This window comes from Paenibacillus sp. sgz302115 (assembly GCF_056120445.1).
Window position 1 is genome coordinate 161,073 of sequence record NZ_JBVYOK010000008.1, and the last position, 23,517, is coordinate 184,589.

General features: G+C 48.8%; 13 protein-coding genes and 2 pseudogenes. 13 read left to right on the top strand and 2 right to left on the bottom strand.

What is annotated here, in order from left to right; all coding sequences use genetic code 11:
* Window positions 1-10: 10 nt before the first annotated feature.
* Both AC0LWN_RS17235 and AC0LWN_RS17240 read left to right on the top strand, forming a co-directional pair.
* Window positions 11-691: a hypothetical protein gene (locus AC0LWN_RS17235; RefSeq protein ID WP_474667351.1), complete on the top strand. Its 681-nt coding sequence runs from the start codon at window positions 11-13 to the stop codon at window positions 689-691.
* A 153-nt stretch (window positions 692-844) separates the two neighbouring features.
* A complete protein-coding gene (locus AC0LWN_RS17240; protein WP_474667353.1) occupies window positions 845-1,630 on the top strand; it encodes a hypothetical protein in 786 nt (261 codons plus the stop codon).
* An 845-nt stretch (window positions 1,631-2,475) separates the two neighbouring features.
* On the opposite strand, the gene AC0LWN_RS17245 is transcribed toward AC0LWN_RS17240, so the two are convergent.
* Window positions 2,476-2,787: a DUF6809 family protein gene (locus AC0LWN_RS17245; protein ID WP_474667355.1), complete on the bottom strand. Its 312-nt coding sequence runs from the start codon at window positions 2,785-2,787 to the stop codon at window positions 2,476-2,478.
* 320 nt (window positions 2,788-3,107) lie between these two features.
* On the opposite strand from AC0LWN_RS17245, the gene AC0LWN_RS17250 reads away from it, so the two are divergent.
* From AC0LWN_RS17250 to AC0LWN_RS17300, 11 genes and pseudogenes are all read left to right on the top strand, one after another.
* Entirely contained in the window at window positions 3,108-3,815 is a 708-nt protein-coding gene (locus AC0LWN_RS17250) for an ABC transporter ATP-binding protein (RefSeq protein ID WP_474667357.1), read from the top strand.
* Between the two features lie 27 nt (window positions 3,816-3,842).
* On the top strand, window positions 3,843-6,233 hold the full coding sequence (locus tag AC0LWN_RS17255; RefSeq protein ID WP_474667359.1) for an FtsX-like permease family protein: 2,391 nt from the start codon (window positions 3,843-3,845) through the stop codon (window positions 6,231-6,233).
* 9 nt (window positions 6,234-6,242) lie between these two features.
* Window positions 6,243-6,509, top strand: a pseudogene (locus AC0LWN_RS17260) (sulfurtransferase); the annotation flags it as partial.
* 226 nt (window positions 6,510-6,735) lie between these two features.
* Entirely contained in the window at window positions 6,736-7,299 is a 564-nt protein-coding gene (locus tag AC0LWN_RS17265; protein ID WP_474667361.1) for a PadR family transcriptional regulator, read from the top strand.
* Window positions 7,292-8,278, top strand: coding sequence for a BtrH N-terminal domain-containing protein (locus AC0LWN_RS17270; protein ID WP_474667363.1), 987 nt, complete (start codon window positions 7,292-7,294; stop codon window positions 8,276-8,278). The genes AC0LWN_RS17265 and AC0LWN_RS17270 overlap by 8 nt, the downstream gene beginning before the upstream one ends.
* Window positions 8,279-8,420: 142 nt before the next feature.
* Window positions 8,421-9,923: pseudogene (locus tag AC0LWN_RS17275) on the top strand (alpha/beta hydrolase family protein).
* A 334-nt stretch (window positions 9,924-10,257) separates the two neighbouring features.
* Window positions 10,258-11,232: an ABC transporter permease gene (locus AC0LWN_RS17280; RefSeq protein ID WP_474667365.1), complete on the top strand. Its 975-nt coding sequence runs from the start codon at window positions 10,258-10,260 to the stop codon at window positions 11,230-11,232.
* A gap of 17 nt (window positions 11,233-11,249) precedes the next feature.
* Complete coding sequence (locus AC0LWN_RS17285; protein ID WP_474667367.1) at window positions 11,250-12,131, top strand: carbohydrate ABC transporter permease; 882 nt, start codon at window positions 11,250-11,252, stop codon at window positions 12,129-12,131.
* A 63-nt stretch (window positions 12,132-12,194) separates the two neighbouring features.
* Window positions 12,195-13,796, top strand: coding sequence for an extracellular solute-binding protein (locus AC0LWN_RS17290; protein ID WP_474667369.1), 1,602 nt, complete (start codon window positions 12,195-12,197; stop codon window positions 13,794-13,796).
* Window positions 13,797-13,900: 104 nt separating this feature from the next.
* On the top strand, window positions 13,901-15,646 hold the full coding sequence (locus tag AC0LWN_RS17295) for a sensor histidine kinase (protein ID WP_474667371.1): 1,746 nt from the start codon (window positions 13,901-13,903) through the stop codon (window positions 15,644-15,646).
* Window positions 15,643-16,386: a response regulator transcription factor gene (locus AC0LWN_RS17300; RefSeq protein ID WP_474667373.1), complete on the top strand. Its 744-nt coding sequence runs from the start codon at window positions 15,643-15,645 to the stop codon at window positions 16,384-16,386. The genes AC0LWN_RS17295 and AC0LWN_RS17300 overlap by 4 nt, the downstream gene beginning before the upstream one ends.
* A gap of 115 nt (window positions 16,387-16,501) precedes the next feature.
* Here AC0LWN_RS17300 and AC0LWN_RS17305 read toward each other — a convergent pair whose 3' ends face one another.
* Window positions 16,502-23,452, bottom strand: a complete 6,951-nt coding sequence (locus tag AC0LWN_RS17305; RefSeq protein WP_474667375.1) for a glycosyl hydrolase — start codon at window positions 23,450-23,452, stop codon at window positions 16,502-16,504.
* Between the last annotated feature and the right edge of the window lie 65 nt (window positions 23,453-23,517).

The window sequence follows — 23,517 nt, forward strand, 5'->3', positions numbered from 1 at the left end:
GGGAGCCAAGATGTTACTCAATTTAAATCCTCAAAAGGTTAGCGCTATTCGTTCAATTATAGATTTGATTGAAGGGTTTAAAATGAATACTGAGTTGAACATGGGCGAGCATCCCAATTTACTGGAACATTGCGACAAGCTTAAGATCATTTTGTTAAAATTGCTCGAAACCAAGGAAGAAATAGTGATTCCTATCGATGAAGGAGAATTATATTTCAGAGAGCATGTATTGCCAAATGGAGATAAATATGAATTTGCGTGGAGTATTCCACAACTTGAAAAATTAATAAAAAATAATAGTAATAATGTGGTTAGAAAAAAATTCAAAATTGCCGAAGTTGAAGAATTTGTTGATTATAGCGGGTTGGAAGTAGATAGATTTCCTCATGCCCTTCGTAATTCAAATCCTATATATGTTGTTGAGTACGCTCCATCAAATTTATCATTAATGATTGATGGAAATCATAGAGTAGCATCCAGGTATAGAACATATGGAGATACAGAAATGCTTATTCCAGGAATATACATTCCAGCAGAGGTTCATATAAAATCAATGGCAAGCAATCATCAGAAAGTAGTATTCAGAATTTTATCAAATGGAAATCGAATATATACTTATCTGATGATGGTTTCAGAAGGATTGAAAGCGAAGAAACCAAAGTTGTTCAATATAGATTCTTTTCTAAAATAAAACTTAATCAGCGAATGGAGATAAAATGAATTACATTATTTTAGATTTAGAAGCAACATGTTGGGAGAATGATCGTTCAAAGTAGAATGAAATCATTGAAATTGGTACACGAGATCAAATGTGGTGCAAAGGAAACGGATGCTGGGGTGAAATATGAAAAAATTGTTAAACTTTATTTTTAATAACCAGAAGAATAAGGTAACATCAAACACAATCTTAATGACTGAAAAAGATAAGATTTACAGTGAAAGTCTTAATAAATATATAACTGATCTTGAAGGTATAATTCAAGAAGGAAACCTTGAAAAGATTTTATCAATGAACGGAAAAATAGTAAATAAAATCGGTGAATTGAATTTGAGAAAATATGGCACAGAGAATCAAAAACTAAATCAAATTATCGATCTAGTGTCAGATATATCTATTCTTTTACACAATGAATGCTCATCAAAGAATGATGATGTTTACTTCAAAGTTTGTAGAGATAGAATCAATAATTTAGTCGCAGTATACTTAAATCTAAGTCAGTTTAACCCTGAAGATAGAAATACGCCAACATTATTTTTATCATTTGGAAAATGCCTTTCTATGCGTTCTAGACTGTACCTTGAGTATGAGGGTTATAGCAACAACCTGATAATTAACGATTTTTTCTCTGAAGTGGAAAGAATGGGGCATGGCGGAATAATGCTGAATGCTTTACTTGAAATCATTCCGAAACTAAACCAAAGAATAGACGAATATAACAAACAGTTTTATTCAGAAATTAAACATCGTTACTCATATGAAAAATTCTTGAGTTCACAAAGTTATAAAAAACAAATTACCTGTATTAGAGGTAGTATGGTTCCTGGTAGAAATTTAACCGTTGAAGATTTGAAGAGATTCTATGGAAAATACGGTTTCATCAAAGATGGTAAATTGTATAAAAAGGTCTAAACTCGAATTGATCGAAGCAAATAAATTCTTTCTTTTATAAAATAATAAAAGTTTGGATTTTTTAAAATATCGGAAACCGACCGGATAATAATTATTTTGAAGATAATAAGAATATACAGAGGTTAGATAATGTAAAATAATAGATTTAACTTAATCTCTATACATTTGCAGAAAAGATATATTCTTTTCGTCAAGGAACTTAATCGGCTTGGACGCAACGCTCAAGAGATTAAGCGTGAACGGCAAGGGATAACACAAGAGATAGGAGCTCATATAGTAATTCTTGATAGTCTAATTCTTGACACTAGACAGTACCACAAGGGCTTAGAGAAGCTGATATCAAGTATTGTCCTAGAACTTATATGAAACCGAATACCTTCTATCGTAGGGTTAAGGGTATGAGCAGAAAGCATAAGACATAAGCACCTCATCACACGAGCCTGTACGCCATTGTATGGGCTTTTCCTATGCTTTGCCTTAATGACACTTAAACAAAGAAAAAAGCCTGGTAATTAGGTTTCAATCATTGTTACACTCTCTAAGTTTAGGGTTAGTATGCTCTTTTAGTGATGCCATGTTCTGCCTTATTTAGATGCTAGAAAATAGTCTAAGGGACATCTCGGCTTAATATCATCTTGTGACCATTAGTATAAAGCTTCATCAGTTGTCAGTGGGGTGTATTACATCAAAAAAAGTATTTCGTATCCTAGTAGCACATCTACTCACATACTATAGTTATCGAAAAATAGGGGAGTTTCAGGAATATCTAAATCAAGGTTTCTTATTTTGCCTTTTAGATATAGAAATCCGTATGCTTCAGCTCTTTTTATTTGAAATCTCTATAACTAAGTTTTATCAGGAAAGCTACTCAGCTTGTGAGCCAGCTCATCTTTTCCAGTCAAGACCTCGACCATGATGCCTGCCCCCAGGCGAAATCCATAGGTAAAAGAAGAGGCCAGCTCCATTCCATGGGTCTGACCATATAACTCCAGTAACTCCTCAAGCTTACTGAACTCCTCTTCGGAGTGCTGCTTCCTCCATGCCTCAATAGTCTCGGATGTTTTGCGGCTGAGCTGACGGTATTGTGGGTCGCTGGGTATAACCTTTTCTTCGGGACACAAATTGCCATGATATAGCTGTTCTAGCAGGCTCCTCATTTTCTGTTCATCCTTTCTGAATTTATAGGTATCCTTCTTTTTAATTCATTATCCCCTTATCTCTATTATGAGAACTACGGAGTATACTCTACAAAATGATATTTATTTCATTTCGTCGTTGTATTTTTTTTCCTTGGAATATATAAAAAGTAAAAAATCATTCCCGAGAATGATGTGCCAGTTTACTTGCTGAGCGTACAATTGGGATATTCGCAAAGTAAAATGGGCGGCCGAACTATCGTGGTGTACATAAGGAAAGTAGGGGCAGAACAGAATTTGGAACCGTCCTACAATGTCAACAGCAAAATGGAGGGGGATTCATGACGGAGATATTACGTGTTGAAAATGCGAGTAAAGCCTATGGAGAAAAAGAAGGGCGGGCTTTTGCCCTTAGGCAGGTGAGTGCGGTAATAGAAGAAAAGGATTTTGTTGTGATCCTTGGTCCGAGCGGGTCGGGGAAGTCCACCTTGTTGAATTTGTTGTCAGGGCTCGAGCGCGCGGATGAAGGGGCCATTTTTTTTGCCGGGGACGATTTGAGCCGGTATAACGATCAAGAATTGCGCCGCTACCGCCGGCTTCATACCGGATTTATTTTTCAAGAGTATCATCTAATTCCTAATCTGACCGTCCGCGAGAATATTGAGATTGGGCGCTATTTGAACAAAGAGGGACTGGAAATTGATGAGCTTGTGGAAGAGCTGGATATCGGCAGCTTGGAGAAGCGTTTTCCACATGAACTGTCGGGAGGACAGCAGCAGCGGGTTGCTATTGCCAGAGCTTTGATTAAAAAGCCGGATATCCTGTTCTGCGATGAAGCGACCGGAGCACTTGACGAAGAGAGCGGCAAACAGGTGTTAAAAATAATACAGCGACTACGCCGCAAATATGGGCTTACCGTTGTATTCGTCACGCATAATACAGCCATATCGCAGATGGCGAATCACATCATCAAGCTTAACAGCGGAAAGCTGGTTAGAGAATTGCATTCTTTACAGCCGCTTGATGTCGACGACATCCCCTGGAGCTAGTTATCCAAGTTAAGGAAGTGAATGGTTATGGGAAATGTGCTGAAGTGGGTTTGGCGGGATGTGCTTAAAAACCGGCTGCAAACAATTTTGATTATAATCCTTATTTTGGCTGCGGCTTTTATCTATTTTTTCATACGTTATGCATCGGATGGGATCGCCGCAGAATACAACAGCTTTACTGAAGAACAACACCAGGAGCAGTTCGAATTTACATTAAACCTGGCGGGCTCCTTAACCAAGGATCAGCAATGGGAGCTGTTGTCAGGAACCGGAGTCTCCCGGCAGGAGTTCGATATGATGGGATTCAACAATATCCGCAAGAAATACCGTCTTGCTTTTGATGCCCAGGAAAGCAAGGAAGCGGAGCGGTTGAGCAAGGAGTATCACTTCACATATGGAAGGAACTCTTACAAAGAAATCCGGCAAGACGGAACAACCTTCCACTTGATTGCAAGTCCGAACTCGAACAGTATCAATCAGGTGTATATGAGCGAAGGCCGTTTGCCTGGAAAATCCGGTGAAATTGCAGTCCCTGTCAATGCAGAGGAGCTGTTGTCCTCCCATATAGGAGGGACGATCAGCTTAGGCGGGAATATTTATACTGTTGTGGGACATTTTATTGAACCGGGGCATTTAACTCGGGTGTCTTCAGGGTCGGATCAGCTTGTTTCCATTTTATCGTGGTCTGCCGATTATAATCGTTCGGTATCTTCGGAGCAATATCTGTATACCGGCAGATTTTTACCGATGGAGGGTTTATCGCTTTCCGATGAAACTGCTCGAATGAATGAAGATACCGGTTTTGATACCATCCTGCAGGTCAATGATAATCCGAATGCGTCTGAAATCATACAGGGCGTTACTTCGAATCAAGGCTTGTCCTATACTTTTTTGGTTGTGCTGGGGGCCTTGTGCGGGGGGATCTATTATGTTTTTCTGGACCGCCGTTTGAATGCGCTGAGACAATCCTGGGGAGTGCTTCAAGCCATGGGCTATTCACCTGGCCTGGTGATTCGGGCATTTTTGCTGGTGCATACGAGCTTGTGCGCAGCAGGGATTCTCGCCGGCTGGGGACTGGCTTACATGGGAGCCGATCTGCTGATCGCGCAGTTTCAATCCCAGTATACATTGCCGTCTTTTCCCAAAAGCGTTTCAACCGCTTCGCTGCTGATCGGGATAATATTTATTCTTGCTGCATTTGTTCTGCCTTTATATTTGAAGCTGCGCCTGTTCGCACGTCAAACATCGTTATCCATGCTGCGGCCGACATTGCAATCTTCTCCTAAGAAAGTTATGCAAAAGCTTGCCTTGTGGACGGAAAAATTCCCCTTCCTGTCCCGGATTAAATGGCGGATGGCATTTCGAAGCTTCCGGGTAATTGTGCTACTTGTCATAACCATTGTGCTGTCCTCCATCTTGTTCCTGCTCGGCTTCTCGCTGAATCAGTCAAGCTTGGATTCTATTCAGCGGCAGTTTTCCGGAATTCATTACAGCTATGACTTACGCTTTGATCAGGCCCGAATTGAGGAAAAATCGGGAGATTCCGGCAGCTACTACCGCCTTGGAAACAAATATTTTACTTGGGCAGATTCCGGCAGCGGCAGACAGGGCTTCCAAGGCGAACTGCTATCCTGGGACGGCGATGCCAGCTGGCTCACACTGTTGTCGAAGGACGGACAATCTATTAACAGCGCTATGGATCAGGGGGCAGTGGTCCATTATTCCAAAGCGAAATTATGGGGGCTGCGGGTAGGAACGGCAATTACGGTTCGGGTAGACAACTCAGTGCTGCAAGTTCCCGTCAGTGCTTTTAGCTATAATGGAAATCCGGACACAGTGTATTTGAAAAAAGAAAAGTTGACGGCAATGCTCGGTATATCTCCACATATTTATAATGGCAGATTCAGCAATGCTTTAATTTCTGAAGGAGATAAAGGAGCGGGAAATGAAGTTATTTCCGTAAAACAAATTCACGATGAAAAGTTAAGTCAAGCCTCATCCTCACAATTAAGCGCCGTTTTGAATCAGGTCATTGGCGTGCTTATCGCTATTGTGATGATAATGTTGATCAGTTTAATCGTTACCGAGGAAAGCAGACGCAGTATGGACATATTGCAGCGAATGGGGTATGAGCCTGGGGAGATCAAGAAAATGCTGATAAATGTCTATGTGCCTATACTGTTAGCCGCTTATATAATCACACTGCCTCTGTCCTGGGAGGTCGTTACATCTATACTTCGAAGTGTATCCATAAGCACAAATGATTATATTCCTTTTATATATAATATTTGGATTTTCATGGCTGTTATTGCTCTGATCATTTTGATCTATTACGTGGTCATAACCATTTCTTCAAATTATGTTTTCAAGAAATCCTTTGGCAAATATAAAGCTTTGAAAGCGCACGGTTCGCGGTAGTACGCCAAAGCTGGACATATACCCGGCGCGATCAACCGCTATTGGGAGAACGGATCGCCGGGCGGCGTTTTTCAGAGTGCGGCTGCTCAGAAGGAGCGGTTTCGGGACATTCTGACTGACCGGGAGATCATCGTCTACTGTGGGGCTGGTGTTACGGCTTGCCCTAACGTACTGGCGTTGACGGAAGCGGGATATTCACACGTGAGACTCTACGTGGGCAGCTGGAGCGACTGGATCTCGTATGAAGGGAACCCGATCGCTACGGGAGAAGAGTAAGAACCGGGAAGCCGCGTCGGACGCGGGTTTGGGGGCTATGACAGGTTAGGAGCAAGTGACCTGTTGCAGTCCTTTTTGGCGTTTTCGTTCAACAGCTTGCAAACAAGAACCCGAGGAAAACAGCTGCAGGCGGTTGTTACTTCACTGCCGCTTTCGTTATATTGATTTTATATTTCACTAGTGTTATATTACATGTGTGTAATATTAAAGCATAAGGGGTCTGAACATGAATCAACTTTCGAATGTCGAATTTATGCTGTTGCAAATTGTCGCGGAATGTAATCAAGCTTCGGGTTACGAGGTCAATAAGTTAATCGATCAGCGCGGTTACAGGGAATGGGCAAATATCGGTACGACTTCAATTTACGCAGGACTGAAGAAATTAAACGATAAAGGATTGGTCGAGCACGAGAATTCCGGAGAGAAATCGGGTAAGGGACCAATGCCGACCCGATTCTCCATGACGGAGATGGGGATAACAACGCTGAGAAAAGAAGTTGTTGCCAGCCTATCGTCTTCGCGAGAGCGCGATAACCGCTTCGATCTTGGGCTTGCCGCATTAACTTTTGTTAAGAAAGGAGAAGCCATTGAGGCTTTGCGGAAACGGCTAGATTTTCTTGGAGAGACATTGAAAAATTTAAGGCAGACGTACGAATCTCAAGGCGGAGCTCGATTACCGCTTCACGTAAGAGCGCTTTTCCTTCATCCGATGAGTCTTATCGAGAGTGAGCAAGCGTTCGTCGCCAGTATTATCAACGAATTGATGGAGGAGACGAAGGAACATGTCTAATAACATTGAGGGGTTCGTTCCGTTTCAAGGGGAACATTGCGAGACAACAACAATAGGCAACTTGCTTCAATTTGCTGGAGTTCGGCTATCGGAACCGATGTTATTCGGACTCGGGCAAGGATTGGGATTTATTTATTGGGATTCGAAGCAGATGGACTTTCCTTTTATAGGAGGGAGGGTTAAGCCGGATGAACTGACTGCTTGCCTTGTATCCCAGCTCAACTTAACTATCAGGATGCAAGAGAGCTCGTCCGTTGATAAAGCGTGGCAGAATGTACGGAGCTACATAGAACTTGGAGTTCCGGTTGGGCTTAAACTAGACTCCTATTATTTGGACTATTTCACGAATAAAGTGCACTTTGCAGCCCATTATGCGGTAATATATGGCGCGGATGCCGAATACGCCTACATGGCGGATACAAGACAACAAGGCGGACTTGTAAAGACGAGTTTGACCCATTTGGCCATGGCGAGAAACGCAAAGGGACCAATGAGCTCCAGGAATCGTTCCTTTACGATTGAGCCGGTCGGTACCCTTCCGCCGCTTATACCCGCTATACGATCATCTATAGCCGAGAATGCAAGAAACTATTTGAATCCGCCTATTCGCAATATAGGGAATAAAGGCATTATAAAAATGAGCCATGAAGTCTTGAAGTGGCCTTCTAGAAGCAAGGATTTAGAGAAAGATCTATGTTTGACTGCGCTATTAATGGAAAGAGCGGGAACCGGCGGCGCTTTGTTTCGAAACCTATATCGGGATTTTATAAAAGAATGCGTGGATCTGTTTGGAGATTCAAAGGTAGAACAGGCATACTGGCTGTTTACGGAAATTGCTCCAATGTGGGTAAGCGTGTCTTCTTTGATCGACAATACAGGAAGAACGGGGAGCCATCAGGAACTGAACCTGGTTTCCGAGCTTCTGCTCGAGATTGCGGATAAGGAACGTGTAGCCATGGAGCTATTATTGACAGTTTGACCTTTTAGTTGGATTCACAATCCCGCGGAATAACCTTACGAGGAGTGTAAGGCAATTGTAATCTAGATCAATAGTATCAACCTATTTGCTCCTGTATACTAATCCTATCCATCGATGGGATTAGTTTTTAGGGGGAGATGGCGTGAGGCTTTTTGAAATGCTGCTATTCTTTTCAAGTGCTTGTTTGTTGGCATTCCTGTTCGTTTCCAATCAACGTATCCGAAGATCAGCTTTGCTCCTGACAAGCGGAGCCGGCTCCATTTTTTTAGTGATCCATTTTCTTGTCGAAGGATACAGGGTTCAGCTTTTATTTTTATACGGATTTACGATTCTCATGCTTATGCTTTCGTTTATAGACGTTTTCAAAACGCAGAAAGCTGTTCGGACGGTCCCGCGAATCCGTAGGGTGCTGGGTCGCCTATTTATCGTGTTTGGGCTAATCGCAACGGCGTGCTTCCTCTATGTGTTTCCCGTATTCAGCCTTCCGGCACCAACCGGTGAGCTGAAGGTAGGCACGCAAGTTTTTCATTTCATTGATCCAAACCGGGAGGAGACATTTGGACAACCCGCGACAGGCAAGAGGGAATTGATGGTTCAGGTATGGTATCCGGCTCAAGCTGGCACCGGCAAGTACGCTCCCCTTATTCCCGATACCCGGATTTTACGTTATATGGCCGCGGACTATGGTCTTCCCGGGTTTACTTTTGGGCACCTGAAGTACGTATCCAGTCATGCTTATTCAGGGGCCGAAGTCTCTTCGGCACAGACTTCATACCCGCTGATCCTTGCGAATCCCGGCTTCGGCTCTTCCAGGTTCCTCCACACGTCGCAAGCCGAGAATCTGGCGAGTCACGGTTATATCGTGGCAGTGATCGACCACACCTACAATACATTTGCAACCGAGTTTCCGGATGGTCGAATCACGACCAGCACAACCAACGACTTATTCTCGCCCGACCATGATTACCGGACGGAAAGCGGAAATCGCGACAAGCTGGGCAAAGTTTTAACGGGCGATGTGGCGTTTGCGCTGGACCAATTTGAGCTGATCCAATCGGGGCAGATTCCAAGTCAGCTAAAAGGGAGGATTGATCTCGGTCATGTCGGGGTGTTCGGTCATTCCATCGGCGGAGCGACGGCCTATGACGCTTCTTACGATCCGTGAATCGCGGTTGGCATAGACCTTGATGGAGCGCTTTATCGGCTGCGTGACAGAGAGGGTCTGCGAAAGCCGTTTTTGTTCATCAACTCGGAAAGCGAATCCGAAAAATTAAAAATGGTGATGGAGAACCGGGTCTACACAGATGCAGAGCTTAACCGTATGGGCTCAACAAGAGAGTGGATGAATCAAGTAACGGAAGATAAAAAGCTGGAGCTTGAACGGATGCGCGAAGCGACGGGCGAAGGGGGACAAGTCCTCTATATCGAAAATACGGAGCATTTGAATTTTACCGACGTACAGTTCATTTCTCCGATTTTCAAAAGGCTGGGCATTACAGGAAAGATTGCGCCCGAAAGAGCGAACTCCGTTATCAATGCCTATATGCTGGATTTCTTCGATATGTATCTGAAAAATCAAGGCGGAAGCTTAATGAAAGGACCGGATAGCCGCTTTCCGGAGGTGAAGTGGCTCTTGGGTGGATAAGAAGCTGGAGCGATTGGGTCAGCTACCCGGAAAATCCGATCGCGACGGGAGAAGAAGAACAGGCGTAAGACCGCGTCAGACGCGGGTTGGAGGGCTGTGACAGGTTGCTGGCGGGCAAGCTGTTGCGGTCCTTTTTAGGTTTCTCATTCAATTACTTGAACATGTGTTTCGCAACATGCGTGGTACAATTCGGACAACGTCTCTGTCATGGGAGAGCGTTACATCTATACTTCGAAGCGTATCCATATTTAAAAATGACAACGCTTTCTTAAGAATGTTGGCTTATGCCGCCGTTGTTCGGGAGAGTACACTACATATAGAAGGAGGGTCGCATATGCAACTGGAGACGCAGCTTAGTAGCCCGCAGACCGGCAGCGGCAGATTATGGAAGCGGTTCAAAAGACAAAGGATGCTTCATTTATTTGTCGGACTCGGTATGCTGTTCTTGGTGGTTTTTTCGTACACGCCTATGTTCGGGATCCTGATGGCGTTCAAAGACTACAGCATTTCAAGCGGCATTAAGGGGATTTTTACAAGTGATTGGGTGGGACTAAAGTATTTCGATGAATTTGTACACGATTATCAGTTCGGCAAGATTGTCCGCAATACACTGGTCCTGAGCTTTCTGAAGGTCATCTTCGCTTTTCCGGCGCCGATTCTGCTCGCCATTATGCTGAATGAAGTGAAGAACATGGCCTTCAAGCGGTTCGTTCAGACGGTCAGCTATCTACCGCATTTTATCTCCTGGGTCGTGGTGGTCGGTGTTTCCTATGCCTTTCTGTCCGCAGATGTCGGTGTGGTCAACAAAGCCCTGATGAGCCTCGGCTTCATCCACGAACCGCTCAATATTTTGACAAGCCCGAACTATTTTTGGGGACTTGCAGTCGGAAGCGCTGTCTGGAAGGAAATGGGTTGGTGGACGATCATTTTCCTGGCAGCCATTACCGGAATCAATCCGGCGCTGTACGAAGCGGCCGAGATCGACGGGGCAGGAAGACTTGCCCGCATTCGTCATATCACGCTGCCGGGGATGAAGGGAACCATCGTGGTGGTGCTGGTGTTGACGATCGGCAGTATTCTTGGAGGAGGACTGGTGGGCTCCAATTTCGAGCAGGCGTACCTGTTCGGCAACAGCATCAATAATTCGACTTCGGAGATTGTGCAGACCTATGCGTTCAAGGTGGGGCTGAAGGACGGCCGGTTCTCTTACGCAGCGGCTATTGATTTAATACAGTCGGTTATTTCGGTAGTATTAATATTTTCTAGCAACTCTATCGCAAAACGGATGTCAGGCTCAAGTTTATTCTAGGGAAAGGAGGAAGAGCCGTGCTCAAGAGTCAAAGACAAAAGGATCTGCTTTTTGACGGCTTTATTTATACCGTCCTTTTCATTATTATGCTCATTATGCTATACCCGTTCTATTATGTTCTGATCGCCTCATTCAACAAGGGGTCGGATTCGCTTCTGGGGGGCGTCTATCTCTGGCCGCGAAGCTTTACTCTGGAGAATTACAAAATGTTTTTGGACGATCCTAAATGGTACCGTGCCTTCATAGTCACGGTTGTCCGGACGGTTTCGGGTACAGCATTGGGGCTGCTGCTGACAAGTCTGGTAGCTTACGGACTTTCGCACCGCGACCTGATGTTCAGCAAATTGTATTTTGCAATCATCATTTTTGCGATGTATTTCTCCGGCGGCCTGATCCCTTACTACGTAGTGCTGCGCTCGATCGGTCTGCTTAATTCGTTTGGCGTCTATATCATACCGTCGATGCTCAGCACGTTCTTCCTGCTCATTGCCATCTCGTTCTTCCGGGAAATTCCCGGTGAGCTTAAGGAATCCGCACACATTGACGGCGCGGGCGAATTCGTTATTTTCTTCCGGATTATCCTGCCGGTCTCGATGCCGCTTCTTGCCACAATGGCACTGTTCATGGGTGTAGGCCAATGGAATTCCTGGCTGGACTCTGCGTATTTCGTCCAGTCGGAGAACCTGCGGACGCTTGCCTTCCGCATGATGGAGGTCATTAACAAGAGCAATTCTCCGATGGATGCGATTGCTGCTGCCAACAGTGCTTCGGCAGGCGTTACCAGCTTCTCATTGCAGGTAACGGCGATGGTAGTCTCCATAGTGCCGATCATCTGTGTGTATCCATTCCTGCAGAAGTATTTCGTGCATGGCATTATGCTTGGTTCTGTAAAGGGCTAAACAAGCAGCTTCAATATTAAAGCGCTTGCTTTAATATATTAAATTACAATGGGGGAGTTTTGTTTGAAAAAAACTAGAAGCTACAAGATGCTTGCGGCAGTATTGGCGGCTATCATGATGATCTCGCTCCTGTCAGCCTGCGGTAGCGGGGGACAGGGAAGCAAATCGAACAATGCAGCTCAAGGAGACAATGCCGGCAGCAAGGATAATACTGGTGCAAAAGGGGATTCGAGCACAGGACAAGTGAAGGAATTGTCGCTGTTCATCGACGCTCCCTGGTATCCGGTGAAAGAATGGAAAGGACCCGTTGCAGATAAAATCACCGAGAAAACAGGTATAAAGCTGAAGGTTACAGTTGCAACGGACGACAAGCAGCTTCCGCTGATGATCGCTTCCGGCGACCTCCCGGACCTTGTTTTCACCTATTCGAACATAGACCGGCTGTCGGATTCGAAGCTGTCCTATCCATGGAATGAGCTGATCGAGAAATATGCGCCGGATTTCAAGATCGACAAGACGAGAATTGCGATCCATACTATGGACGACGGCAACTTCTACACGATTCGAAATTCCTTCGCCACTCAGGAGGAAATGGCGAAGAACAAATATTCGATCGGCAGTGACGGCCATCCGGGGATTGCCGTGCGGGAAGATATCCTGAAAGAGCTGGGCAATCCGCCGATCAAATCGCTGGATGATTTTGTGAAAGTGTTGGGGTTGGTCAAGAAGAAATACCCGGATATGGTGCCGCTCATCATGGACAAAGACTGGCTGGAGCAATATTTCCTCCAACAGTTCGGCACAGGCGTCCTCCTGGATGGCTGGTATGAAGAGAATGGAAAAGTCGACTATTCCATTAGACAGCCCAAAATGCTGGAGTTCTTCAAGTTTATGAACAGTCTGTACCGCAACGGATACATTCTGGCAGAAAATTTCGCGCTGGCGAACGATCAGATTGATGACCAGTATGCGACCAACGGAAAAGCGTTTGCCCACAGCCATACGGTTGCCACAGCGGATACGGACAACATAAAAATCAAAAGCAGCGGAAGCGGCTCATTCACGTTCAAAATGCTGCCTAGCGCCTTGTCGAAAGATGCAAAGGTTGTAAGTTCGGGGCTTGGATTTGCGGGAACGTTCATCACCAAGAACAATAAAGACCCGGAAGCCTCGATCAAATTTCTTCAATATCTGGCAAGTGATGAAGGCAAGAAGCTGACAATGTTCGGCGTCGAAGGGGAGCATTGGACCTGGAACAATGAAGGGCATCCGGATCTGAAATACAACCCTTCTGATTCGGATTTCGTTAACAGCAACGGCATCAAGTGGTGGTACCTGTACAACGACGGGGTTACGGAAGGCATGCTGTCCTATGTTCCCGGCTTACAGAAGACACAGGCCTTGATGGAAACAAAAGCCATCACTGTATATAAGCCGCAAATCGGCTTAATCCAGGCACAGCCCGATTCTGAGGAGAAGACGATTAAGACCAAGATTGACGAGATGGTCAAAAACGAGAAGGTGAGAATTTACCTTGCGAACTCCGAAGAGGAAGCAGTGGCAAATTACAACAGTATGGTTAAGAAAGCAGAGGATATGGGACTGCAGAAGCTGGTAGATTGGGCCAACACAGTCTATGAGAAGAAGAAGGATTTGTTCAAGTAAGCAAGCCAAGGACAACCGGTAGAGGCGCCATTCCTCTACCGGATTTTGCTTGTTCATGGTACGTTTAGAAGTAATCAATCCGGGATTCAGGAGGATTCGTCGCGGTGAGCATCGTTCGTAAAATCACTTTGGGATATGTCATCCTGATTTTTATTCCAGTTGTCATATTCGGTTACTACTATTATTCACAAATCTACGGCAACCTGACCAATCAATTCGTCCAAAGCCGTCAAAAAATACTGGAGCAGGCACATGCCAATATGAAGATGGACCTGACCCGAATCGACTCCATCCAGCGTATGCTGCAATATAACCCGTATGTCACAGATTATCTGGACGGAGTGTATGATTCCGATTCGTACAGCATTTACACCTATAACCGTTATATCAGTCCGATTATCACTCAATCGCTGTTTATTAATCCGGAAATTGAGAGCTTTCGGATCTATAAAACCAAACAGCGGGTGCTTCCGATTACTGACCGGTTCCTGGATATCTCATCTCTGGATCAGCAGGGTCAGGAGGTCGCGCGCAGGCTGAAGCCCGGTCAAGGAATTTGGATGATATCCGATCCGGGGGCGGCGACACCTTCGCTTATGTTCTATCAGAACATTTACAACTCTAATTTTACCGAAAAAATTGGACTTCTTGAGCTGCGCGTCGGCAGCAGTCTAATTCGAAAGCTGTACGAGGCGGCCGGGGGAAGAGACAATTGGCAAGCCTTCCTGCTTCCGAAGCAGGGGGTACCGCCTGCGGAAGCCGCCCCGGCAGGAATTGACAAGGCAACCTGGAAGCAACTCGGTTCAAATGATACCCGGCCCTATTTCATCAACAAAAAAACAATTGTGAACCAGCTATATATTGAGGAATTGGACGCCCGGGTCGTCGTGACCGGTAAGGTTGACGCTGTGTTTCGCACAATCAAGCGCAAGGAGATCATCCTGGTCTTTACCATCATCGCACTTCTGACGGCCTTGTCATTTGTTTATTATGCGGTCGCATCGACAATTACCAAGCGCATTCTGCTCCTTGCAAGACATATGCGCAATGTGGACGACGATAATATGAAGCAGTTTATCAGCAAGCACGATAAGCCTAACCGCCAGGATGAGATCGGATTTCTGACCTCGACCTACAATTCGATGATCAAGCGCATGGACGAACTGATCAACAACGTCCACCGGTCCGAGCTGCGGAATAAAGAAGCGGCTTATAAAGTGCTTCAGGCCCAGATAAAACCGCATTTTCTCTATAATACCCTTGAGACTATCCGGATGCTGGCTGAGTCCAATAATGACAAGGAAGTAGCGGATATTTCGTTCTGGTTCGGCAAGCTGATGCGATACAGCCTGTCCTCGGAGGGGGACCGGACCGTTCTGGCCAGGGAAATCGAAACGGTCATCTTTTATCTGAATATTCATAAGATGCGGCTCCAGCACAGAATGACCTACGAGATTGACGTCGCCATGGATGTGGAGCAGATTGCTTGTCCAAGATTCATACTCCAGCCTCTGGTCGAGAACTGCATCGTTCACGGGGCGTCCGCTATACTCAGGCCCGTCCATATTAAGCTCCAAGTCCGGGAAACCGAAGATGAAATCCGCATCTCCATTACGGACAACGGAACAGGCATCCAGGAGGACAAGCTAATGGCAATACGCTCCCGGTTGGCAAGGGGGGGCGACAACAGAGCCGTCGCGGAGAACGAGGGAGGCGTGGGTCTGTTCAATGTCAGCGAACGGATCAAATCATTCTTCGGCGGCTCCTCGCAGCTGCTCATTGACAGCGGACCGGACCGGGGAACATGCCTGAGTATCATCATCGCAAAAGGAGGAACAGACCGGTTATGAGAGTATTGATTGTTGACGATGAGCCGCTTATCCTTAACGGATTGATCAAGATTATTGGCGAAGCGGCTCCGCTCGGGACAGAGGTATTCAAGGCGAACAACGCTTTTGAGGCAGAGGATCTCATGAAAGACTATATGCCCGATGTGACTGTTACAGATCTTCATATGCCGGAAAAAAATGGATTCGAGCTGATCAAGGAGGCCAGGGACAGCGGACTATGCGACCGTTTTATTATCCTTACAGGCTACGATGAATTCGAGTATGTACGGAAGGCGCTCCGCACGGGAGTGGTGGATTATCTGCTGAAGCCGATCGACAAGAATGAGATTGCCATTTTATTGGCGCATATTGAACAGGAGCTTCCTTCCGAAGCTGATCCGGAGTGCTCAGGGCATGCCAAACGCATTCTGGCTTATACCAAAACCCATTATATGAACGATCTGTCCCTGGACCATCTTGCCGAATTGATGAATCTTCATCCTAACTATATCAGCAACCTGTTCAAGAAAGTGACGGGTGACACGTTTGTCAGTTATTTGAACGCATACCGCATCAAGGAAGCCCAGAAGCTGCTCAGATCACAGCGTGAGCTATCCGTGAACTCCATCGGAAAGAAGGTTGGTTTCGAGAATAAGCACTATTTCACCAAGGTGTTCAAGAAGTACTCGGGCATTACGCCGGGCGTCTACCGCGAAGAAGGTGAAGGGAAGAGGAACAACACCGATGATGACGGTATATAAAGAAACGTACTGAAACAAGCCGCCAAGGCCAAAAACGCAAAGCAGCGATCCTCCGGTAATTGGAGGATCGCTGCTTTGTTACTATTTGCGGTTTATAGAATGAAGGATGACTGGTCTACTGCAGCATGATCTGATCGACATAGAGTGTCGCCTGACCGGTGGTTTCAGCCGGTGTCATCACCTGAAAGCCGAAGGCTTGCAGGAAATTACGGTCGGCAATGCCGCTGATATCGAACGTAATCGTCATGAAGCCGTTATCGTCCACCGGACTAAGGTTAGTACCCGCATCCGAGATAGACCAGGTACCCCAGTTCTCGCCGCTCTGGGCGAACAGGAAGACCTGTACCCCGTCCAGTGAGGCACCATCAGCTACCATTTTCACTTTAGCAGTAACGGTGGAGAATCCGGACCAGTCGGCTTGAGCCAGGCGGCGAAGCTGGAATTGTCCGCCTTGTTCTCCCCCTACAAGACTGAAATCTGTCTTCAGTGCATATTTTCCTTCCGCATACACAGCATCTGTAACCGAAGCCGCGGTTGCCTGGGCAGTGTTGTACTGGTTGTTGCTGTCGGTATTGACCGCAAAGCCCTGGGCCGTGCCATCCTCGAAGCTGTAGGTCAGCGGTTCCACTCCTTGCTGAACGGGATTCAGCTTGATGTAGTCGATGTTGTACCAGCCCCAGTCGCTGTAGATCACAAACGTATTCTCACCTTTCAGCAGATCAACAGAGATGGATGCTCTCTCTGTGAATGCGGCAGAAGCGGTCAGGTCATACTCTTCGCTGTCGCCGCCGTTGACGGTGATACGGGTCTTCTTGTCACCGTAAGGTGAGCTGTAGCCCAGAATCAGATCATATGCGCCCGCAGCCTTGGCGTTATACTTCAGCGTGATGGAGCCATCTTGCTGGAAAGCCACGTAACCGTCCCCGGCGTATCCGGCGAGTGTTGTGGCGACAGCTGCATCACCCGCAAGAACGCCGCTCTCGGCTTCAAGCTGATTGTCCGCCCCTGGTTGGCCGGAACCGGCCACATAGGCTGCGGCTACTTCGGTGTAATGCACGTCCGGCATCGTCAGAACCGTGGAAGCGGCAAGCGGATCTACCAGCGCTACGGTATCTCCGTACCAGTGATCGAAGGTCTGCCCCGCCTTGGGTGCGGCCTTGATGTTTACCGCTTCGCTTGGCGCATGGATCCCGGACCCGCTTCCGCCGAGCACCGATAGATAAGACACCGGATTCGTGCGGAATGGTGTCGCCAGTAGACCCTCCTTGTTGTAGAGATTGCCGATCGGTGCGTCGTTCCAGTTGTACTTCACGGAGACAGGATCAGCGACCAGTACCGAAGATACGACCACGGTGTCACCGTCAATTCGCGCATCCGCCCAGTGATACACACCATCCGAACCTGCAATGGCGAATCCTCTCAGTCCGGACGAATCCTCTGTGACCGGATCCAGGCCCGACTTCGCTCCGGCCATCAGCCCAGAGCCGGTGTGGTCAAAGGACAGGATCAGCTCGCTGCCCGACTTCTGCATCGACCGGTAGACCGGTCCGGCGAATTCGCCGGTTGAATGGTAGAATTTGCCCAGCACGCCGATGGCGGCCCGAGCGCCGACATCCTGCTTGTTCGTCGGGTGAATGTCACCCGGCGTGCCTACGTCGGTCGTTGTGATCAGCGTAGTGAGCGGATCGTTCAGCACGGTCTGGAGCTGCGCGTCGCGGATGACCGCAAGGCCCGGATTGCTGTCATCTTGTGCAGGGTTATCCGCGCTTTGCAGCGTACCGAACGCTGAAATCTGGACGATGGCGAACGGCAACTGCGGATTGCCGAAGGTCTGGCGCCAATCCTGAATTAAGGTCGGCAGTGCCTTGTAATACCGGTATTCGCCCCAGTTGCTTTCGCCCTGATACCACAGTACGCCCTTCAGCTTGTAGGGAGCGACCGGTGCAATCATTCCGTTGTATAGTGCTGTTGGTGAAGTTGCCGTCTCTACGTTGGCCGCTCCGCTGCGGATATCCGCAGCAGCCTGGGCCAGCGAAGGCATTGACTGAAGCGATTCATAGCTGGTCCAGTTCTCTGCCTTCGTTCCGCCGACTGCGGAGAAGATGATGCCGACAGGAACGCCGGTCTCCGCGGTCAGTTTTTTGGCGAAGAAATAACCCACCGCTGTCAGTTCGCCCACCGTTGACGGCGAGGTCACCTGCCATTGCTTCTGGCTCTGGATTAATGATACCGGATACCGGCTGGTCAACTGCGGAACAGTAAAGAAGCGAATGTTCGAGTTGGTCGCCTGGCTCATTTCCTGCGAGGCGTTCATAACCTGGGACACCTGAAACGCCATATTCGATTGGCCGGAGGCCAGATACACATCACCGAACAGAATATCCGTCAGTGTAACCGTCTTGTCAGAACCGGTCACAGTAATTGTGTGAGCCTCGCCCGTCGGATGGGAGCCGATAGAGATCTTCCATTCCCCATTAGCGTTGGTGTTACCCGTGTAGGCCGTATCGTCCAGCTTCACGCTTACCTCACTGCCCGGATCAGCCCATCCCTGCAGTTCTACCTCCTGGTCCCGCTGCAGAATCATATGGCTGCTGAACAGAGGATTGACCAGCGGCTTGCCGCTGTACTCAGGTAAGGCATTGTAGGCCAGCACCGCGCTCTCGGCATCGAATTCCGACGCGGAGCCGATTTGGCGGGCGTAGACCTTCAGTTCATACTGGCCCGCCTCCGGTGCTTTCCACGTATAGGAATAAGCTTTGCTGTACTCGTTCAAATAAGCCCAGTCGCCTCCTGCCTTCCGGGCGAGGAAACGGTATTCTGCCGAATTGTCGGCGAAGCCGTAAAGGGTAACAGGAACGTCAACCGCCCCCGACGCTTTTTCCGCCTTCAAGTTGACGGCTGTTACCGAGTCGCCACCCCCGGTTAACTGGATGTAGTCGATATCCATCCAGCCCCAACTGGATACAATTTCCACTGTGTTGGCTCCGGCTTTGAAGTCATATTGCCCGAGCACAGCGTCCTTCCACACGCCGGCCTCAGCAAAGGTATAGTTGGCGATTTCCGCCCCGTTGAGCTTGACGGTGTTCACCTTGCTGCCGCCGATGGTTCTGTAGTGAATCGCCAGCATGTAGGTTCCGGCTTTGTCCAGATTCACCGGAATCTGAAGGCTGTCTCCTGCTGCGTCAAAGCCCGTAACAAAGCCGGTGCCTGAATAACCACTGCCTTCCGTCGATTTGGTAACACCGTTCAGCGTTCCGCTCTCTGCCTCGAATTTGGTTGTATGCGGGCTGTCCGGCTTGGTGCCGCTGTTCGCAATCCGCACCTCGTCCAGATAGGCTGTAGCGCTGCCCGATCCGCTGAAGCTTTCAAATTTAATCCCTATAGCCTTCACCTGGCTCAGATTGGCAATCCTGGTCAACGGTAGCGACAGCGTGGTAAATTTGGTGGAATCCACATCTAATGTACCGCTGTCCGTCCATGCCAAGCCGGAGCCGGTCTTGATGTACAGCCGGGCCTTGGCTGTTCCGGTGGAGAGCTTGACCTTCGCGCTCAGCATATCTACGGCGCTCAGATCCAGCGACACGGACTTCGCCAGCTCAAAGTCGCTGCCGGCCAGTGAGAAGACGGTACTGAGTGCCTTGCTGCCTTCGGTGTGGGCTTCTGCAGTAACGGCCGCTGCAGCCGCGTCCGCATGATTCGATTCTACGGTCCAGCCTTCCTCATTCTGCTCAAAGCCGTACAGCAGACCCGGCTGCGCAGGTATGCCGTCCGGTACGCCGCCCGTTCCATCGTTGAATGCTTGAATGTCATCGAAGTACAGGGTGCCGGAGCTGCTTGCCGTTCCCTCATTCTTGTTGACAAAGATGGAGAAGGTCTGAACGTCCTTCAGATACTGCTGGGTAATGACGCGTCCCGCGTTGGCGGTATCCCAAGGGGCCGGTTTGAACTCGCTGAACGGAATTGAAATCTCAGCCGCCGTCGTACCAGTCAGGGACGGATAAGCTTCAAAGGTGATTCCGCTCATCTTGATCTGGAATACCAGCTTCTGGCCGCTGCCGTCCGGCTGGTACCAGAACTTCAGCTGGTTCGCTTCAGACCAATCCGCGTTGTCCGTATTTTTCGATTGGCCCGTATACCCCTGGGTATCCACATTGTAGACGAACTTCAGGCCGTACTGGCCGCTGTTCTTGTGCTCCGCGTCCAGAGAAATTGTGCTGAGATCTCCGCCCGCACTGTAGGCATTGTCCAGCAGTTCGTTGTTGCCCTTGTAGTCCTCGAACGTATCAACGACCAGTGTATTCGAATTGGGCAGCGTATCGCTGACATAGACTTGAATCGTCTGATTCAGCAGGCTTCCGTTCTTCGCGTAAGCTTTCACTGTGACTGTGGTTCCTAGCCCGGACAATGACGCTCCCGGTGTCCAGGCTGCTGTATAGTAGAAGCCCGAGCTGTCCGCCGTCATTGGATGCTCTGTGGCATCATTCCCGACGAGATAGACGACCTTTTCGGTATCCTGGCTCGTCACCCGCACCCGGATGGTTGCAGTACCTTCCGTCAGCACGGTCTCGTTGTTAACCGGTGTGGCGATGTGCAGGTATGGCTTTTCCTTCGCAGCATCGACTTGAATCGAGTAGATGCCGTCATCCTTGACTTCGCCCAGGAAGGAGGAAGACGGGTCTTCATAGTATTTCACAAAATCCGGCAGCAGCGCGTGGTCCCCAAGGCCGTCCAAGCCGTTCTTGTACGGAACGAAGAAGTTGTCTGTGGAGTAGTTGGCCCAGGTTAGCATGTAGGCCATTTTGGCTGAATCCGGATCGGATTTCAGTGCATCCAGCAGCTTGGTGTAGTAACTCAGGTCCTTCGTTCCCTCAGGACGCAGATTGGAGTAGCCGAATTCCGTCAAGGCTGCGACCTTGCCCTTGGCATCGGCGAGCTTGGAGACCAGCTTGGCATCCTGAATCGCGCCATTGAACCAGCCTTCCGCACTGCCGTCGTAGTAGTCGTCAAAACCGAGAATATCCACAAATTCATCCCCCGGATAGGATTCCAGGTAAGTGGCTTCTGAGTTGTTGAACGAGCTGTTCGGCGAGTAAGCATACAGGAAGTTGTGGACGCCCTTTATATCGCGCAGATATTCCACGGTATATCGGAACAGTTCCATGTACTGCTCTTTGGTCCGGTAAGGCGCACCCCACCAGAACCAGGCCCCGTTCTGCTCATGGAAAGGACGGAAGATGACCGGAATCGCCTTGCCGGAATCATCCTTCAGGTTATTGGCGAAATCCGCGATCATATTGAGATACTGGTTGTACGCTTCATTCTTGTCCCCGCCCGGCAGGATATGCGAGACCACCTTGCCCTTGGTGTCGTTGAAGTCACCACCGGTCACGAAGTTAGGCATATGGGCGCTCAAGGTCAGCACGCCGCCCTGCTCGTACGCCGTCTTCATCACGGCGATCAGATTATCGCGGTTCTGCTCTATGGCATCCTGGCTGACGCCCGGTCTATCTTTTCCCTCGAGGGCCAACGTATCCCATCCGAACATGCCCGGCAGATCGCCGACTGCATTCTTCACATCGGACTGGGTGCCGTCCTTGGCTGTGATGGAGAGCCCTTCTGTCGTGTCATTCTGGTGTCCGAAGATGATCTCCTTGCCCCGGGTGTTCTCCAGATAAGCAAAAAGCGAGCGGGTGGCCGAAGTGGCCTCCGAATCCACCAGATTAATGCCCGTTTCCGGTGTAGCCGTCGGAGTCGGTGTTGGCGTGGTCATTGCTGTGGCCGTCGCTGCCGGTGTGGCGGTTGCGGACGGTGTGGCCGTTGCTCCCGATCCGCCGGAAGCTGAGGTTACGGTCGGCGTGGCCGAAGCGGATGGCGATGGGGAAGCCTCCGTGACAGTTCCTACGGCCAGCGCCTTGCCGTTGACGGTAACACCTGTGGCCTTGACGGTTAAGGAGCCGATATCGCCGTAGCCGGTAATGACCGTACCCGGGGCAGCTTCGTTAATGACCAGATTCCCGATCTTCCCGCCGTCCGGAACAATCACCTCAGCCGGGGCATTCAGCACGACCCGGTCGATGACAGCTCCCTTGCCAAGCTCCAGCTTGGAGTTGCTGTTGATGTTGACGGAGGAAATATGCGTAGAGCCGGAAGCCAGCACCCGGACCCGTCCGTCCTTCCGGTGAACGTCAACCTCATTCAGAACGGTATCTTTTAGAATAACCGAATGCTCACCGCCGCCGGCAACGAGAGTCTTGCCCTTGACAGTTACACCATCCAGCGTAACTTCCCCGTCGCCGATGCCTGCCGTCAAGTACAGATTTCCGCTGATTGTGCTGCTCTTCAGCACAGTACCGGCATGTGGAATAACCGCATTGCCGCTGACCATTCCGCCGGTCTGTTCTCCTGCACCTGGATAATAAGCGCTTACAATTCTATCAATCAACGTTACTGTCTCTGACCGCGTAATACTGCCCTTTGGTCTAAAGCTGCCGTCGCTGTATCCGGTGACTACCCCGGAAAGTGCTGCAATAGCCTCTTTGGCGTAGTCGCTGATGTTCCCTGCATCGGTGAAGGCGGCACTTGAGGCGGTTTGCGTCTTGCTGCCGTTCACTTCAAAAATCCGGGCCAGCAGCGTAGCTGCATCCTGCCGGGTAATAGCCGTATCGGCCAGCGCGCGGTTCCCCGAGAAGCCCTCGTAGTATCCGGCGTGCTTGGCAATCGCAAGTTGGTCGCTGTACCAGGCCGAAGCCGGAACATCGGAGAAATTGCTGTCCGCCTTGACGGACAGGCCGAACAGCTTATTGATGACGGTTACAAATTCGGCCCGGGTAATGCTCTGGTTCGGACGGAAGCTCCCGTCCCCGTAGCCGCTGATGATGCCGTTCGCCGTCCATTTGGCAATGCCGGAAGCGGCCCAATGGTTGGCAGAATCCGTAAAGGCTGCCGCGACCTTCTGAGTTTGCACCTGGGGCAGCGTTGCACCGGTCTCCGCCAGCGCCGGTGAGACGCCCGACATCAGCATAACGGCCGTCAGGGCTGAACACACTAGTTTGCGAACCTTCTTCATGTTGACCTCCTAATTCTTTGATGAAATGTAATAATGCGATCGCCATCACAACGATTCCCTAAATT